Source organism: Monashia sp. HAY1-5C (genome assembly GCF_056755255.1).
The window spans coordinates 23,562-38,449 of sequence record NZ_JBPGXG010000004.1; the positions used below are offsets into that span (position 1 = coordinate 23,562).

The window sequence follows — 14,888 nt, forward strand, 5'->3', positions numbered from 1 at the left end:
CGCGCCCTCAGGGGATCGGCAGCTCCTTGAGCACGACGGGACGGCCGGTGCTGCGCTCCGACAGCTGGGCGAGCGCCTGCCGCACCGTCTTGGAGAACAGGTGCGCGCCCGTGAGGGTCGGGTGCACCCGGTCGGACTGCACCTGGTCCGGGTGGGCCCGGACCGCGTCGGCCCAGTCGGCGACGACGACGTTGGGGTGGCGGCTCGCGACGAGCGCGAGGGCCGCGTTGTCACCGTCGATGCGTGCGAACGGCCCCATGACGTTGACGAGGACGACCATCCGGTTCGGGCCGAGCACGGAGAGCACGTCCTCGACCCGGTCGGCGTCGACGCCGGCGTTCGTCCCGAAGGCGAGCACGACCGCCCGGCGGTTGGCGTCGCCGCGCGCCCTCACCTCGGCGAGCCCGTCGGACCAGCGCCGGTTGGACTTGGCGTCGATGCGGATGCCGGGGAAGTAGTAGCGCAGCGCCTGCAGGCTGCCGACCATGATGGAGTCGCCGTAGGCGTCGATCTCGGGCCCGCTCGGCATCGTGAACGCGGCGTTGTGCGCCCAGGCCGCGCCGGAGGGCCCGCCCGACGGCACCCCGGTGGAGGCGGACGCCTGCGGCGAGGCGGTCCCGGGCACCCCCGCCTTGGACCCGTCGCCGGTGCCGGCCGGACCGGTGGCAGGTGCGTGTGCCGTCGGGGCGGCCTCGTCGGCGGCCGCCTCGTTGGCGGCGAGCATCCGTGCGGTCTCGGTCATGTCGGGCGCGGTGGCGACGACGACGGCCGTGCCGATGAGCAGGACCGTGGCGACACCGGCGACGACGCGTCGGCCGCGGGCCGTCAGCCCGGTGAGCAGACCACCGATCCGGCGACCGACGCCGAGGAACCCGAGGGTCCGGAACGGCGTCTCGACGAAGCGGAAGGTGAGGTCGGCCAGCGCCAGGGTGACGACGACGCACCACAGCCGGGTCAGCCCGTGCCACGTCGTGCCCGGGGCCGACGGGTTGTCGAGGCCGACGAGGAGCACCACCGGCCAGTGCCACAGGTAGATCGAGTACGACCGGGCACCCACCCAGGTCGCGGCCCGGTGGCGGACGAGGCGCTGGAACGGGTCGGGCCCGGTGGGACGCCGGTCGAGGACCCCCATGACGAGGACCGCCGTCGCGAGGGAGACCAGCACGATGCCGCCACGGAAGGTCCACGGCGACTGCTCGCCGAGGAGGACCATCGCGCCGACGAGCACGGCCCCGGCGACGGGGACCGCCCACGCGCCGTGCCGGCCCCATCGCGAGGGTGCCACGCGCAGGGCCAGCGTCGGGGTCGACCACGCGAACGCCAGCCCGGCGCCGGCCATGAGGCCGACGAGGTGCGTGTCGGTGCCGTAGTAGACGCGGGTCGGGTCGCCGTCGGGGGTGAAGAGGGCCGCCATGAGCAGGGCCGACGTGCCGCCCAGCGCCGCGGCCGCCCCGACGCGCACGCGCGAGGACCCGAGGGCGAGCAGGCCGAGGGTCAGGACGGGCCACACGAGGTAGAACTGCTCCTCGACCGCCAGCGACCAGAAGTTCATGAACAGCTGGGGGGCGGTCTGGTCGAAGTAGCTGGACCCCGCCGTGATCTCGACCCAGTTCGTCGAGAACGTCAGCGCGCCGACGATCTGGCGGCCGACGTGGACGAGCAGGTCCTGGCTGACGAGTCGTGCGATGAGCACGCTGGTCACCACGCACAGCACGAGGGCCGGCAGGAGCCGCCGGGCGCGTCGCAGCCAGAAGGCGCCGAAGGCGATGCGCCCCGTGCGTCGGTGCTCGCGCACGAGCAGGGTCGTGATGAGGAAGCCGGAGACGACGAAGAAGACGTCGACGCCGAGGAAGCCCCCGGGCAGCCACGCCGGGTCGAGGTGGTACGCGAGGACGCCGGCGATCGCGAGGGCGCGCAGGCCGTCCAGGCCCTCGATGCGGCCGGAGCGCGAGGACCCCCGGGCCGCGCCGGGCGCGCCGGCCGCACCGGCCGCACCGGCCGGCGTCCGCGCCGGCTCGTCCCGGACCGCGGCCCGGCCGCTCGCCTCGTTCATCGTCGACGTCGCCACGTCGCCTCCTCGTGGGGCTGCGGTGAGTGGAGTCACCGCTCGTGCCTGCTGTGAGCATAGGGACCGATGGTGACGCCGGTGCGACGCCACGCGGGCGACCCGGCTCCCTGCCCCTTCGGCCCGGACCGACCCGCGACGTACCGTGGCGCCATGGCCGGAACGGTGCGCGTGACGATGTTCGTGCGGGGGCAGGTGCAGGGCGTCGGCTTCCGGTGGTGGACCCGGGCCCGGGCGCTCGAGCTCGGCCTCGTGGGGCACGCCCGCAACACCGCCGACGGCCGCGTCGAGGTCGTCGCCCAGGGCCCCCGCGAGGCCGTCGACCGGCTCGAGCAGCTGCTGCGCGAGGAGCCCTCCACGACACGGCGACCCGGCCACGTCGTGTCCGTCGTCGTGCAGGAGGCCGTCCCGAAGGACGGGACCGAGGGCTTCGTGGAGCGGTGACCGACCTACGCTGACCGGGTGAGCCAGCAGCCGTCCCCGTCCGCCGACGACGCGACACCCGCCGAGCTCGTGCGCCTGCGCGGCAGCATCGACAACATCGACGCGGCGCTCATCCACCTGCTCGCCGAGCGCTTCAAGTGCACCCAGCAGGTCGGCGTCCTCAAGGCCGAGCGGCACCTGCCGCCGGCCGACCCGGCCCGGGAGGAGCGGCAGATCGCCCGGCTGCGCGTGCTGGCCGACGAGGCCGGCCTCGACCCCGTCTTCGCCGAGAAGTTCCTCGGCTTCATCATCGCCGAGGTCATCCACCACCACGAGCGGATCGCCAACGGCGCCGACTGAAGTCCCCGGCCGCGCCCGGTCGTGCCCGGTCGTGCTCGTCGCCGCGGGCTCGTCGTCCCGAGCTCGTCGTCCGGCTAGTACAGCGTCGCGTCCTGGCGGGCGTCGAGCGCCGCGTCGTACGCGTCCGCCTCCGCGTCCGACGCGAAGCCGCCCGCCTCGCGGGTCATCCGCCCGGCCGTCGGCACGGCGCTCCGGTCGACGTGGGCGTCGGGCTCCCACAGCCGGCTGCGCCTGACGGCCCGGGCGCACTGGAAGTAGACGCGCTCGACGGTGACGACGAGGACCGACGCCGGCAGGACGCCGCGCACCTCGTGCCGGGCCAGCTCGTCCGGGTCCGTGGACACGACGGCGGTGCCGCGTACCCGCAGCTCCTCGCCGATCCCGGGCACGAGGAAGAGCAGGCCGACCCGCGGGTCCGCGACGAGGTTGCGCAGGGTGTCGAGCCGGTTGTTCCCGCGACGGTCCGGGACGACGAGGGTGCGATCGTCGCGGACCCGGACGAACCCCGGGGCGTCGCCGCGCGGCGACTGGTCGAGACCGCCCCGGCCCACCGTCGCCACGACGAGGAACGGCGAGGCCGCGATGAGCTCCTGGTGGCTCGGCAGCAGGACGGTCGACTCCTTGGCGAGCGAGTTCGCGACCGGCGCAGTCGGGTAGACCTCGAGGAGCCGGTCGAGCGAGGTGACGGCGTGCGGGTCGGTGCGGGTCGTCGCGTCGGTCACGGGCCCACGCTACGCCGCCGGCCCCCGACGCCCCCGACGCCGCGGACGCCCGGAGGCTCACCTCCCGGGCCGGCGGCCGTGCGGCTAGTACGCTGACCGGGATCGCCGCCCGGCCGGACCACAAAGGAACGCCTCTTTCGTGTACGTCAAGAGCCTCACCCTGAAGGGCTTCAAGTCCTTCGCCTCGGCGACCCACCTGCGGCTCGAGCCCGGCATCACCTGCATCGTCGGGCCCAACGGCTCGGGCAAGAGCAACGTCGTCGACGCGCTCGCCTGGGTCATGGGCGAGCAGGGCGCCAAGTCGCTGCGCGGCGGCAAGATGGAGGACGTCATCTTCGCCGGCACCGCCGGGCGCGCGCCGCTCGGCCGCGCCGAGGTCGCCCTGACGATCGACAACTCCGACGGCGCGCTGCCCATCGACTACACCGAGGTCACCATCGCGCGGACGATGTTCCGCAACGGCGGCTCCGACTACTCGATCAACGGCACCCCCTGCCGCCTGCTCGACGTCCAGGAGCTGCTCTCCGACAGCGGCATCGGCCGCGAGATGCACGTCATCGTCGGCCAGGGCCAGCTCGACACCGTGCTGCGGGCCACGCCCGAGGAGCGTCGCGGCTTCATCGAGGAGGCCGCGGGCGTCCTCAAGCACCGCAAGCGCAAGGAACGCGCGCTGCGCAAGCTCGAGACGATGGAGGCCAACCTCACCCGCGTCCAGGACCTCACGAGCGAGATCCGCCGCCAGCTCGGGCCGCTCGGGCGCCAGGCCGAGACCGCGCGCAAGGCCGCCGTCATCCAGACCGATGCCCGCGACGCCCGGCTGCGCCTGCTCGCCGACGACCTCGTCCAGCTGAGGTCGACGCTCGAGCAGGAGGTCGCCGACGAGTCGGCGCTCATCGAGCGCCGCACGCAGGTCGAGGAGGCCATCGCCGACCTCGCGACGCGCCTGGCCGCGCTCGAGGCCGAGGCCGAGGCCGCGCGTCCGCGGCTGACCCGCGCCCAGGACGAGTACGTGGCACTCGGCCGGCTCGTCGAGCGGATGGCCTCGACGCGCTCGCTCGCGGCCGAGCGGGTCCGCCTGCTGTCCGAGGACGACGCCGGCAACGACGGACCGACGCGCGACCCCGACGAGCTGCGCGCCCAGGCCGCGGCGGTCCGCGAGCAGGAGGAGATGCTCCTCGCCGAGATTGAGGAGGCCGGCGCGGCCCTGGAGGAGGCCGTGCTCACCCGCAACGACGCCGAGCGGCGTCACGCCGAGGAGACCTCCCGGCTGGCCCGTGCCTCGCGCGCCGCGGCCGACCGCCGCGAGGGGCTGGCCAAGCTCGGCGGCCAGGTGGGCGCCAAGGCCTCCCGCATCGAGGCCCGCGAGGCCGAGCTGGGGCGGCTGCGCCACACCATCGAGCAGGCCGCGACCCGGGCGGCCGAGGCCGAGCGCGAGTTCGCCCGCCTCGAGGCCGGCGTCGCCCAGGAGGAGGAGGGCGAGCAGGGCCTCGACAGCGCGTACGAGGAGGCAGCCGAACGGCTCGAGGCCGTCGAGGCCGAGGTCGCCCGGTGGAAGGACGCCGAGGCGGCCGCCGACCGCACCCGCACCGGCGCCGCGGCGCGCGTCGAGGCGCTGGAGATGAGCCTGAGCCGCAAGGACGGCGCCGCAGCGCTCCTGGCGGCCGCCGACGACACCCACGACATCCTCGGGTCGGTCGCCTCGCTGCTGACCGTCGAGCCCGGCCTCGAGACCGCGGTGGCCGCCGCCCTCGGCACCGCCGCCGAGGCCCTGGCGGTCGGCTCACTCGACGGGGCCCGAGCCGCGGTGCGCTCCCTGCGCGACGACGACGGCGGGCGCGCGAGCCTGCTCGTGGCCGAGTCCGCCGCGCCCGTCGACCCCGCCGGCTGGCCGGTCCTGGCCGACGGGCAGCGCTGGGCCCGCGACGTCGTCTCGTGCCCCGACACCCTGCGTCCGGCCCTCGAGCAGGTGCTCGACCGCGTCGCCCTCGTGGCCGACGCCGGCGCCGCGTCGGTGCTGGTGCGCCGGCACCCGGGAGTCACCGCCGTGACGAGCGAGGGTGACGTCTACGGGCCGGGCTGGGTGCGCGGCGGGAGCCACGCGGCGCCCAGCCTCATCGAGCTGCAGGCGGCCCTGGACGAGGCCCGCGCCGCCGTCGCCACCGCCACCCGGCAGGCGGAGGAGTCCCGGTTCCGGCTCGCCGGCCTCGAGTCCACCCGGGCGGAGCTCGCCGAGGCCGTCGACGAGGCGCTCGAGCGACTCAACGAGAGCGACGCCCGCATGTCGGCGGTCGCCGAGAAGCTGGGATCCCTGGGCCAGGCGGTCCGCGCCGCGCGGGCCGAGGTCGAGCGCACCGAGCGCGCCATCGCGGACGCCACCGCCGCCCTCGAGGCCGACCAGGCCGAGCACGCCGAGCTGCTCGAGCGGCTCGAAGCCGCGAGCGGCGAGGGGGAGGTCGAGGACGAGCCCTCGACCGAGGAGCGCGACCGCCTCGAGGACCTCGCCCGCGAGGCCCGGGCCACCGAGACCGAGCTGCGCCTCGCCCTGCGCACCCGTGAGGAGCGCGCCCGCGCCCTCAAGGACCGCGCCGACGCCCTCGAGCGCAGCGCCCGGCACGAGGAGGAGGCACGCGAGCGGCTCGCCGCCCGGCAGGAGCGGCGCCGCCGCGAGGCCGCCGTGGCCGAGGCCGTCCGGGTCGCCGCCACGTGGGCGCACGGCCTGCTCGTCGAGTCGGCCGAGGAGGCGGGCCGTGCCCGGGCAGCCGGTGAGGCCGAGCGCACCGAGCGCGACGCGGAGCTCGCCGTCGTCCGCAAGGACGTCGCGACGCTGCAGGCCGAGCTGCGCGAGCTGACCGACTCGGTCCACCGCGACGAGGTGGCGCGGGCCCAGCAGCGCCTGCGCATCGAGCAGCTCGAGACGCGCGCGGTCGAGGAGCTCGGCATCGCGCCGGATGCGCTCGTCGACGAGTACGGCCCGCACCAGCCGGTGCCGGTCGTGCCCGACCCCGACGCCGACGCCGACGCCCCGCAGCCGGAGCCGGTGCCGTTCGTGCGCGACGCCCAGGAGAAGCGGCTGCGGCAGGCCGAGCGCAAGCTGAATGCGCTCGGCCGCATCAACCCGCTGGCGCTGGAGGAGTTCTCGGCGCTCGAGGAGCGGCACAAGTTCCTCACCGAGCAGCTCGAGGACCTCAAGAGCAGCAAGCGGGACCTGCTCGACATCGTCAAGGAGGTCGACGAGCGCGTCGAGCGGGTCTTCGCCGAGGCGTTCGAGGACACCGCGGTGCAGTTCGAGCGCGTCTTCCAGCGACTCTTCCCGGGCGGCGAGGGGCGGCTCGTGCTCACGGACCCGTCGAACATGCTGACGACCGGCCTCGAGGTCGAGGCGCGCCCGCCCGGCAAGAAGATCAAGCGGCTGTCGCTGCTGTCCGGCGGCGAGCGCTCGCTCGTCGCGGTGGCGCTGCTCGTGTCGATCTTCAAGGCCCGGCCCTCGCCCTTCTACATCATGGACGAGGTCGAGGCCGCGCTCGACGACGCCAACCTCGGCCGCCTCATCACGCTCTTCGAGGAGCTGCGCGACAGCTCCCAGCTCATCGTCATCACCCACCAGAAGAAGACGATGGAGATCGCCGACGCCCTCTACGGCGTCAGCATGCGGGGCGACGGCGTGACGACCGTGGTCAGCCAGCGGCTGCGCGACGTCGCCGACCAGCAGTCCGCCTGACGCGTCCGGCGTTGCCGAATCGTCACTCCCGCTGGTTTGCGTCCCTCGAGTAACATGCGTCACTCTTGTCACATGGTCTTCCTCGTCATCTCGATGCTCGTCGTCACCGTTCTCGGTGTGGCGGTCGTCGGCGTCGTCGCGGTGCCCGCGCACCGTGGTGGCCGAGACCTGCTCACCGCCAAGGGGGAGGGGGTCGCACGCGAGGCACGTCGTCGCGCGTCGGCCCTGGGAGGGACGCGACACACGCGCGCCCGCACGCACTGACCGGACGGCGAGCCCGCGTCCTGCGCATCGGTCGCGGCTCGCGGGGGTGGTCCGGCTGCGTGGTTGGATGACCGGGTGGACACAGTCTGGATCTACGTCATCATCGGCGCGCTCGTGCTCGTCGGTGGCATCGTCTACGGCGTCACGCTGACCCGAGGGCGCGGCCGCGACGCGACGCTCGAGCGTGAGGCGCCGCCCGCACCGGGCCTGCCCGTCGAGGACCTCGACCGCAGGCCGCCCGCTCCGAGCGACACGACGGCACCACCGGTCGACAGACCGGGGGCTCCCGCCGAGGTCGAGACCGTCGGCCCGGAGGCCGCGGCCGAGACCGTCGAGACCGTCCAGCCGGAGGTCGCGCCGACCCCCGTGATCGAGCGGCCCGAGTCGGCCCGCGGACGGCTCCAGCGGCTGCGCGCCCGGCTCGCCCGCTCCAACACCGCGCTGGGCAAGGGACTGCTCGCGCTCCTGTCGCGCGGCAGCCTCGACGAGGAGGCCTGGGAGGAGGTCGAGGACACCCTCATCGCCAGCGACCTCGGCGTCGAGGCCGCCACCGAGCTCGTCGACTCCCTGCGGACCAGGGTCAAGGTCGAGGGCACGAGCGACGAGGCCACCGTGCGCGGTTGGCTCCGCGAGGACCTCCTCGCCCTCGTCCAGCCGGACATGGACCGCCGCATCGCGAGCAGCCGGGTGGGCGACCGGCCGGCCGTCGTCCTCGTCGTCGGCGTCAACGGCGCCGGCAAGACGACGACCGTCGGCAAGCTGGCCCGGGTCCTCGTCGCCGAGGACCGCGAGGTGCTCCTCGGCGCCGCCGACACCTTCCGCGCCGCGGCCGCCGACCAGCTCGAGACCTGGGGTGCCCGGGTCGGCGTCGCGACCGTCCGCTCGGACCGCGACGGCGCCGACCCCGCCGCCGTCGCCTTCGACGCCGTGCGGGCCGGCATCGAGGAGGAGGCGGACGTCGTCATCATCGACACCGCCGGGCGCCTCCACAACAAGGTCGACCTCATGAACGAGCTCGGCAAGGTCAAGCGTGTCATCGAGAAGCAGAGCCAGATCGACGAGGTGCTCCTCGTCCTCGACGCGACGACCGGCCAGAACGGGCTCCAGCAGGCCACGGTGTTCTCCCAGGCCGTCGACGTCACCGGCATCGTGCTGACCAAGCTCGACGGCACGGCCAAGGGCGGCATCGTCGTCGCGGTCCAGCGCCAGCTCGGGGTCCCGGTCAAGCTCGTCGGGCTGGGGGAGGGCCCCGACGACCTCGCGCCGTTCGACCCCGACGCGTTCGTCGACGCCATCCTCGCCTGAGGCCGGAGGGTGCGCGAGCGGGCCCGTCCACGATCCGGACGGGCCCGCTCGGCGTAACTCCGGGCTAACACCGGGCGCGTGTTGTTGACACGGCCGTAACACGACGCGGCGTCCGGTGAAACCGCTCGTCCCCAGACTCCTCGCATGACACCAGCACTGATGCCCCTCGCGGCACAAGCTCCACAGATCAACGAGGCCGCGACCGCGTTCATGCTCGTCGCCTCCTCGATGGTCCTGCTCATGACGCCGGGTCTCGCCTTCTTCTACGGCGGCATGACCCGTTCGAAGTCCGTCCTCAACATGATGATGATGAGCTTCGGCGCCCTGGCCGCCGTCGGCATCGTCTACGTGCTCTGGGGCTACTCGATGTCCTTCGGCAACCTCCAGGACAAGACCGGTGACGTCGGTGGCATCTTCACCAGCCCGTTCCACCTCTTCGGCCTCGGGGCCCTGGCCGACGCCGACGGCGCGGCGCGCCTCGTCGACCCGTTCGGCGTCGGCGTCTGGATCCCCGAGTACATCTACGTCGGGTTCCAGCTGACCTTCGCGGTCATCACCGTCGCGCTCATCAGCGGCGCCATCGCCGACCGCGTCAAGTTCGGCACGTGGATCGTGTTCTCCGTCGTGTGGGTCACGGTCGTCTACTTCCCGCTGGCCCACATGGTCTGGGGCGGTGGGCTGCTGTCCAGCGCCGAGAACGGGCTGTCGGCCAAGCTGTTCGGCGTCGCCGACGGCGTGGCGTCGGTCATCCCCATCGACTTCGCCGGTGGGACCGTCGTGCACATCAACGCCGGTGCCGCCGGCCTGGCCCTCGCGATCCTCGCGGGCAAGCGGCTCGGCTTCGGCAAGGTCGCGATGCGACCGCACAACCTGCCGCTCGTCATGATCGGCGCCGGGCTGCTGTGGTTCGGCTGGTTCGGGTTCAACGCCGGCTCCGAGCTGGCCGCGGACGGCGTCGCCTCGAAGGTCTGGCTCAACACGACGGTCGCCACGTGCGCCGCCGCAGCCGGCTGGCTCCTCGTGGAGAAGCGCCGCGACGGCCACGCCACCTCGCTCGGTGCCGCGTCCGGCGTCGTCGCCGGCCTCGTCGCCATCACCCCGGCCTGTGGCGCGCTGACGCCGGTCACCTCCATCATCCTCGGCGTCGTCGCCGGTGGCCTGTCGGCCGTCGCCGTCGGCCTCAAGTACAAGCTCGGCTACGACGACTCGCTCGACGTCGTCGGCGTGCACCTCGTCGCCGGACTCTGGGGCACCATCGGCGCCGGCCTGCTCGCGACCGGGACGGGCCTGTTCCTCGGCGGCGGCTGGCAGCAGACCGTCCTGCAGGTCATCATCGCCCTGATCTCGGTCGTGTTCTCGTTCGTCCTCACCTACGTCATCGGTCTGGCCCTCAAGGCCACGCTCGGCTGGCGGATCGCCGAGGACGCCGAGTCCGAGGGCATCGACCAGGTCGTCCACGCGGAGACCGGGTACGAGCTCGGCGGCTTCCCTGCCTCCACCGGCCGCTCCGCCGCCGCCCGTCCCGTCGTCACCGCCTCGCAGGTCGAAGGAGCCAACGCATGAAGCTCATCACCGCCATCATCAAGCCCCACCAGCTCGACGAGGTGAAGGAGGCCCTCGAGGCCTTCGGGGTCGCCGGCATGACGATCAGCGAGGCCAGCGGCTACGGCCGCCAGCGGGGCCACAGCGAGGTCTACCGCGGCGCGGAGTACACGGTCGACTTCGTGCCGAAGGTGCGGCTCGAGGTGCTCGTCGACGACGTCGACGCGTCCGACGTCCTCGACGTCATCCTCAAGGCCGCCCAGACCGGTCGCATCGGTGACGGCAAGATCTGGTCCGTGCCGGTCGACGAGGTCGTCCGCGTCCGCACCGGCGAGCGTGGTATCGACGCGCTCTGAGCGCGACCCACCTCCAGCGGACGCAGCACCGGAGAAGTACAGCACCACAGCATCGTGCACACGCACCACAAGGGGACGGCGAGAACCTGACATGACGGATGTGACCACCCGACGTCTGGACCTCGCCGGCACCCGGACCTTCGCGATGCCCGGCGCCGGACCCACCCGGCGCCGGGCGCTCGCGGAGTTCGGGTTCGGGTGGCTCCAGGAGCTCTGGCGCGAGGCCTGCGCCGGGCGACGGCATGCCGGGGTGGCCCTCGCCGCGGTCGGCTCGCTCGCCCGTGGCGACGGGGGACCCCTCAGCGACTACGACCTCGTCCTCGTCCACCACCCGCGGGGGCTGTCGGGCAAGGAGGTCGGCGCCTTCGCCGACCGGCTCTGGTACCCGATCTGGGACGCCGGGGTGAAGCTCGACCACAGCGTCCGCACCGTGGCCGACTGCCGGGCGGTGGCCTCGGAGGATCTCTCGGCCGCGGTCGGGCTGCTCGACCTGACCCACGTCGCCGGCGACGCTGACGTCGTCAACGCGGCCCGCTCGACGGTGGCGCACGACTGGCGCGCCAACGCCCGCACGCGCCTCGGCGAGATGCACGAGTCCGTGCTCCAGCGGCACTCCCGACAGGGTGACCTGGCCCACCTCATCGAGCCCGACCTCAAGGAGTCGCACGGCGGCCTGCGCGACATGTCGGTCCTGCGCGCCCTGACGGCCGCCTGGCTCACCGACCGTCCGCACGGGGAGGTCGACGCCGCCTACGAGCGCATCCTCGACATCCGCGACGCCATCCACGTCGTCACCGGCCGTGGGCGCGACCGCCTCACCCGCGACGACCAGGACGCGTGCGCGGCGCTGCTCGGCCACACCGACGCCGACGACCTGCTCACCGAGCTGTCGACGTCGGCCCGGACCATCGCCTACGCCGTCGACGGCACGTTGCGCCGGGCCATGCAGTCCCAGCGTGCGCGGACGCTGCGCGTCGGGCCCCGCCGGCCCCAGCTGGCCCCGCTCGGCTACGGCCTCTACCGGCACGACGGCGAGGCAGTGCTGGGCCCGTCCGCCGACCTCGCCTCCGACCCGGTCATCCCGCTGCGGGCGGCCGTGGTCGCGGCCCGCGCCGGCATCCCGCTGTCGCCGACGACCCTGAAGAACCTTGCCGCACAGGCCCCCCCGATGCCCGAACCGTGGCCCGAGGTCGCGCGCAACCTCTTCGCCGACCTCCTGGCCACCGGTCCCGGGCTCGTCACCGTCTGGGAGGGCCTCGACCTCGCCGGTGTCATCGAGCGGTGGATCCCCGAGTGGGGCGTCGTCCGCAGCCGCCCACAGCGCAACGCCGTGCACCGCCACACCGTGGACCGGCACCTCATCGAGACCGTCGTGGCCGCGAGCGGCATGGTCCGCGACGTGTCGCGGCCCGACCTGCTCATGCTGGCCGCGGTGCTCCACGACATCGGCAAGGTGCCCGGAGCCCAGGACCACTCGGTCACCGGTGCGGGTATCGCCGACCGTGTGCTGGCCCGCATGGGTGTCCCCGACGCCGACCGTGCGGTCGTCGTGCGGCTCGTGCGCGAGCACCTCACGCTCGTCGACCTCGCGACCCGTCGCGACCCGGAGGACCCGGCCACGATCACGGCCCTGTCCGATGCCGTCGCCGGGTCGGCGACGACGCTCGACCTGCTGCGCGCCCTCACCGAGGCGGACGCGTCGGCTGCCGGCCCGAAGGCGTGGAGCGACTGGCGGGCCGGGCTCGTGGCGCGCCTGCACGACGCCTGCCGGTCGGCCCTCGGCGCCCGCACCGACGGAGAGGGGCCGCTCGTGGTGGAACCGATGGAGACCGTGCCGCTCTCGCCCGAGGCACAGGCGCGCGTCGCCGCCGGCGAGCCGTACGTCACCGTGACCTCGCTCGGCGGCGCGCACCGCATCGACATCGTCGACCGCGACCGTGCCGGCCTCTTCGCCGACACCGCCGGACTGCTCGCGGCGCACGGCTTCGTCGTCCGCTCTGCCATCGTGCGGACCCTCGACCGGCTCGCTGTCAACGAGTGGTGGGTCGACTCGCCGAGCAGCGAGACGCCGCTGCCCGAGGCGATCGCCCGTGACCTGACCCGGGTGGCGGCGGGGGACCGGTCACCGCTCGGCAGGCTCCAGCGTCGACGGTCCTCGAGCGTGCGCAGCCCCGGCTCGGGGTCGGTCGACTCAACGCGCGCCATGGTCATCAGCAGCGCGTCCGAGACCGCGACGGTCATCGAGGTGCGCGCCACGGACCGCCCCGGTCTGCTGCAGGACATCGGCATCACGCTGGCCAGGGCGTCGCTGTCGGTGCGGTCGGCCCACATCGCGACGTACGCCGGCCAGACGCTCGACACGTTCTACGTCACCGAGTTCGGCGGCGGCCAGCTGGCACCGGCCCGCGCCGCCCAGGCCGTCGCCATGATCATCGACACCTGCGACGCCGACTGAACCGGCGCCGGCCGAGCGCGGGGTCGGAGCAGGACGCCGGAGCGGATAGCCTTTGCGGGTGTTCGCATCCCTGTCTGACCGGCTGACCGCCACCTTCAAGAACCTCCGCGGCAAGGGGAGGCTCTCGGAGTCCGACGTCAACTCGACGATCCGCGACATCCGGCTCGCCCTGCTCGACGCCGACGTCGCGCTGCCCGTCGTCAAGCGTTTCACCTCGCGGGTGCGCGAGCGCGCGCTCGGCGCCGAGGTCAGCCAGGCGCTCAACCCGGCCCAGCAGGTCGTCAAGATCGTCAACGAGGAGCTCGTCGGGATCCTCGGTGGGCAGACCCGCACGCTGCGGCTGGCCAAGCAGCCGCCCACGGTCATCCTCCTGGCGGGCCTGCAGGGCTCCGGCAAGACGACCTTCGCCGGCAAGCTCGGGCGCCGCCTCAAGGACCAGGGGCACACGCCGGTGCTCGTCGCCGCCGACCTCCAGCGCCCCAACGCCGTCACCCAGCTCGAGGTCGTCGGTGAGCGCGCCGGCATCCCGGTCTTCGCCCCGGAGCGGGGCAACATGGGCGGCCACGACGCCGTCCTCGGCACCGGCGAGGGCACCCGCTCCTTCGGCGACCCCGTCGCCGTGTCACGGCTCGGCATCGAGCGCGCGCGCGCCAAGCAGTACGACGTCGTCATCGTCGACACCGCCGGCCGCCTCGCCGTCGACGCCGACCTCATGCAGCAGGCGTCCGACATCCGTGACGCCGTGCAGCCCGACGAGGTCCTCTTCGTCATCGACGCGATGATCGGCCAGGCGGCCGTCGAGACCGCCCAGGCCTTCCACGACGGCGTCGCCTTCACCGGCGTCGTGCTGTCCAAGCTCGACGGCGACGCCCGCGGTGGTGCAGCCCTGTCGGTCACCGAGATCACGGGCGAGCCGATCATGTTCGCCTCGACCGGTGAGAAGGTCACCGACATCGAGGTGTTCCACCCCGACCGCATGGCCAGCCGCATCCTCGACATGGGCGACGTCCTGACGCTCATCGAGCAGGCCGAGAAGGCCTTCGACAAGCGCCAGGCCGACGAGATGGCCCGCAAGTTCCTCGCCGAGGAGGACTTCACGTTCGAGGACTTCCTCGAGCAGATGAACGCCATCAAGCGCATGGGCTCGCTCAAGTCGATGCTGAAGATGATGCCGGGCATGCAGGGCATGCGAGAGCAGCTCGACGCCTTCGACGACCGCGAGTTCGACCGGGTCGAGGCCATGGTCCGTTCGATGACGCCCTTCGAGCGCACCCACCCCAAGCAGATCAACGGCTCCCGACGCGCCCGCATCGCCAAGGGCTCCGGTGTCACCGTCACCGACGTCAACCAGCTGCTCGAGCGCTTCGGCCAGGCCCAGAAGATGATGAAGTCGCTGGCCCGTGGCGGTGGTGGCGGTCTGCCCGGGATGCCGGGAGTCCCCGGCAAGGGCAAGCGCGGCAAGCAGCAGCCGCAGCGCAAGAAGAGCAAGAGCGGCAACCCGGCCAAGCGGGCCGCGGAGGAGCGCGCCGCCGCCGAACGCGCCGGAGCGCCGCGTCCGCTGGCGGGCAGCTCGTTCGGCGGTGCCGACGGCTCGGCCGACCCGCTCGCCGGCCTCGACCCGTCGAGCCTGCCGAAGGGCTTCGAGAAGTTCCTCGGCAAGGGCTGACGCCGGCCTCCC

At 73.6% G+C, this 14,888-nt stretch carries 11 protein-coding genes; 9 read left to right on the forward strand and 2 right to left on the reverse strand.

What is annotated here, in order from left to right:
• Positions 1 to 7 precede the first annotated feature (7 nt).
• A complete protein-coding gene (locus tag ACR9ZK_RS01180; protein ID WP_481339168.1) occupies positions 8 to 2,068 on the reverse strand; it encodes an acyltransferase family protein in 2,061 nt (686 codons plus the stop codon).
• Between the two features lie 150 nt (positions 2,069 to 2,218).
• On the opposite strand from ACR9ZK_RS01180, the gene ACR9ZK_RS01185 reads away from it, so the two are divergent.
• Together ACR9ZK_RS01185 and ACR9ZK_RS01190 are read left to right on the forward strand one after the other, a co-directional pair.
• Positions 2,219 to 2,509 carry an acylphosphatase gene (locus ACR9ZK_RS01185; RefSeq protein ID WP_481339170.1) on the forward strand — a complete coding sequence of 97 codons (291 nt, stop codon included), beginning with the start codon at positions 2,219 to 2,221 and terminating at the stop codon, positions 2,507 to 2,509.
• Positions 2,510 to 2,527: 18 nt separating this feature from the next.
• The gene (locus tag ACR9ZK_RS01190; protein ID WP_481339172.1) at positions 2,528 to 2,848 is read left to right on the forward strand and encodes a chorismate mutase; all 321 of its coding nucleotides are present in this window, start codon (positions 2,528 to 2,530) and stop codon (positions 2,846 to 2,848) included.
• A 74-nt stretch (positions 2,849 to 2,922) separates the two neighbouring features.
• Here ACR9ZK_RS01190 and ACR9ZK_RS01195 read toward each other — a convergent pair whose 3' ends face one another.
• Positions 2,923 to 3,570, reverse strand: coding sequence for an MSMEG_1061 family FMN-dependent PPOX-type flavoprotein (locus tag ACR9ZK_RS01195; protein WP_481339174.1), 648 nt, complete (start codon positions 3,568 to 3,570; stop codon positions 2,923 to 2,925).
• A 139-nt stretch (positions 3,571 to 3,709) separates the two neighbouring features.
• On the opposite strand from ACR9ZK_RS01195, the gene smc reads away from it, so the two are divergent.
• The 7 genes from smc (at position 3,710) to ffh (ending at position 14,876) form a co-directional block, all read left to right on the forward strand.
• Positions 3,710 to 7,288 carry a chromosome segregation protein SMC gene (gene smc, locus ACR9ZK_RS01200; protein WP_481339176.1) on the forward strand — a complete coding sequence of 1,193 codons (3,579 nt, stop codon included), beginning with the start codon at positions 3,710 to 3,712 and terminating at the stop codon, positions 7,286 to 7,288.
• 72 nt (positions 7,289 to 7,360) lie between these two features.
• The gene (locus ACR9ZK_RS01205; RefSeq protein WP_481339178.1) at positions 7,361 to 7,552 is read left to right on the forward strand and encodes a hypothetical protein; all 192 of its coding nucleotides are present in this window, start codon (positions 7,361 to 7,363) and stop codon (positions 7,550 to 7,552) included.
• Positions 7,553 to 7,627: 75 nt separating this feature from the next.
• Complete coding sequence (gene ftsY / locus ACR9ZK_RS01210) at positions 7,628 to 8,857, forward strand: signal recognition particle-docking protein FtsY (RefSeq protein ID WP_481339180.1); 1,230 nt, start codon at positions 7,628 to 7,630, stop codon at positions 8,855 to 8,857.
• Between the two features lie 144 nt (positions 8,858 to 9,001).
• Positions 9,002 to 10,420, forward strand: a complete 1,419-nt coding sequence (locus ACR9ZK_RS01215) for an ammonium transporter (RefSeq protein ID WP_481339182.1) — start codon at positions 9,002 to 9,004, stop codon at positions 10,418 to 10,420.
• Positions 10,417 to 10,755, forward strand: coding sequence for a P-II family nitrogen regulator (locus tag ACR9ZK_RS01220; RefSeq protein ID WP_481339184.1), 339 nt, complete (start codon positions 10,417 to 10,419; stop codon positions 10,753 to 10,755). Before ACR9ZK_RS01215 ends, ACR9ZK_RS01220 begins: the two co-directional genes overlap by 4 nt.
• A 91-nt stretch (positions 10,756 to 10,846) precedes the next feature.
• Positions 10,847 to 13,210: a [protein-PII] uridylyltransferase gene (locus ACR9ZK_RS01225; RefSeq protein WP_481339186.1), complete on the forward strand. Its 2,364-nt coding sequence runs from the start codon at positions 10,847 to 10,849 to the stop codon at positions 13,208 to 13,210.
• A 58-nt stretch (positions 13,211 to 13,268) separates the two neighbouring features.
• Positions 13,269 to 14,876, forward strand: coding sequence for a signal recognition particle protein (gene ffh / locus ACR9ZK_RS01230; protein ID WP_481339190.1), 1,608 nt, complete (start codon positions 13,269 to 13,271; stop codon positions 14,874 to 14,876).
• The last annotated feature ends 12 nt before the right edge of the window (positions 14,877 to 14,888 follow it).

Coding starts and splice junctions, on each gene's coding strand:
- ACR9ZK_RS01185 (WP_481339170.1), top strand. CDS start 2,219: ATGGCCGGAACGGTGCGCGTGACGATGTTCGTGCGGGGGCAGGTGCAG.
- ACR9ZK_RS01215 (WP_481339182.1), top strand. CDS start 9,002: ATGACACCAGCACTGATGCCCCTCGCGGCACAAGCTCCACAGATCAAC.
- ACR9ZK_RS01225 (WP_481339186.1), top strand. CDS start 10,847: ATGACGGATGTGACCACCCGACGTCTGGACCTCGCCGGCACCCGGACC.
- ACR9ZK_RS01205 (WP_481339178.1), top strand. CDS start 7,361: ATGGTCTTCCTCGTCATCTCGATGCTCGTCGTCACCGTTCTCGGTGTG.
- ACR9ZK_RS01220 (WP_481339184.1), top strand. CDS start 10,417: ATGAAGCTCATCACCGCCATCATCAAGCCCCACCAGCTCGACGAGGTG.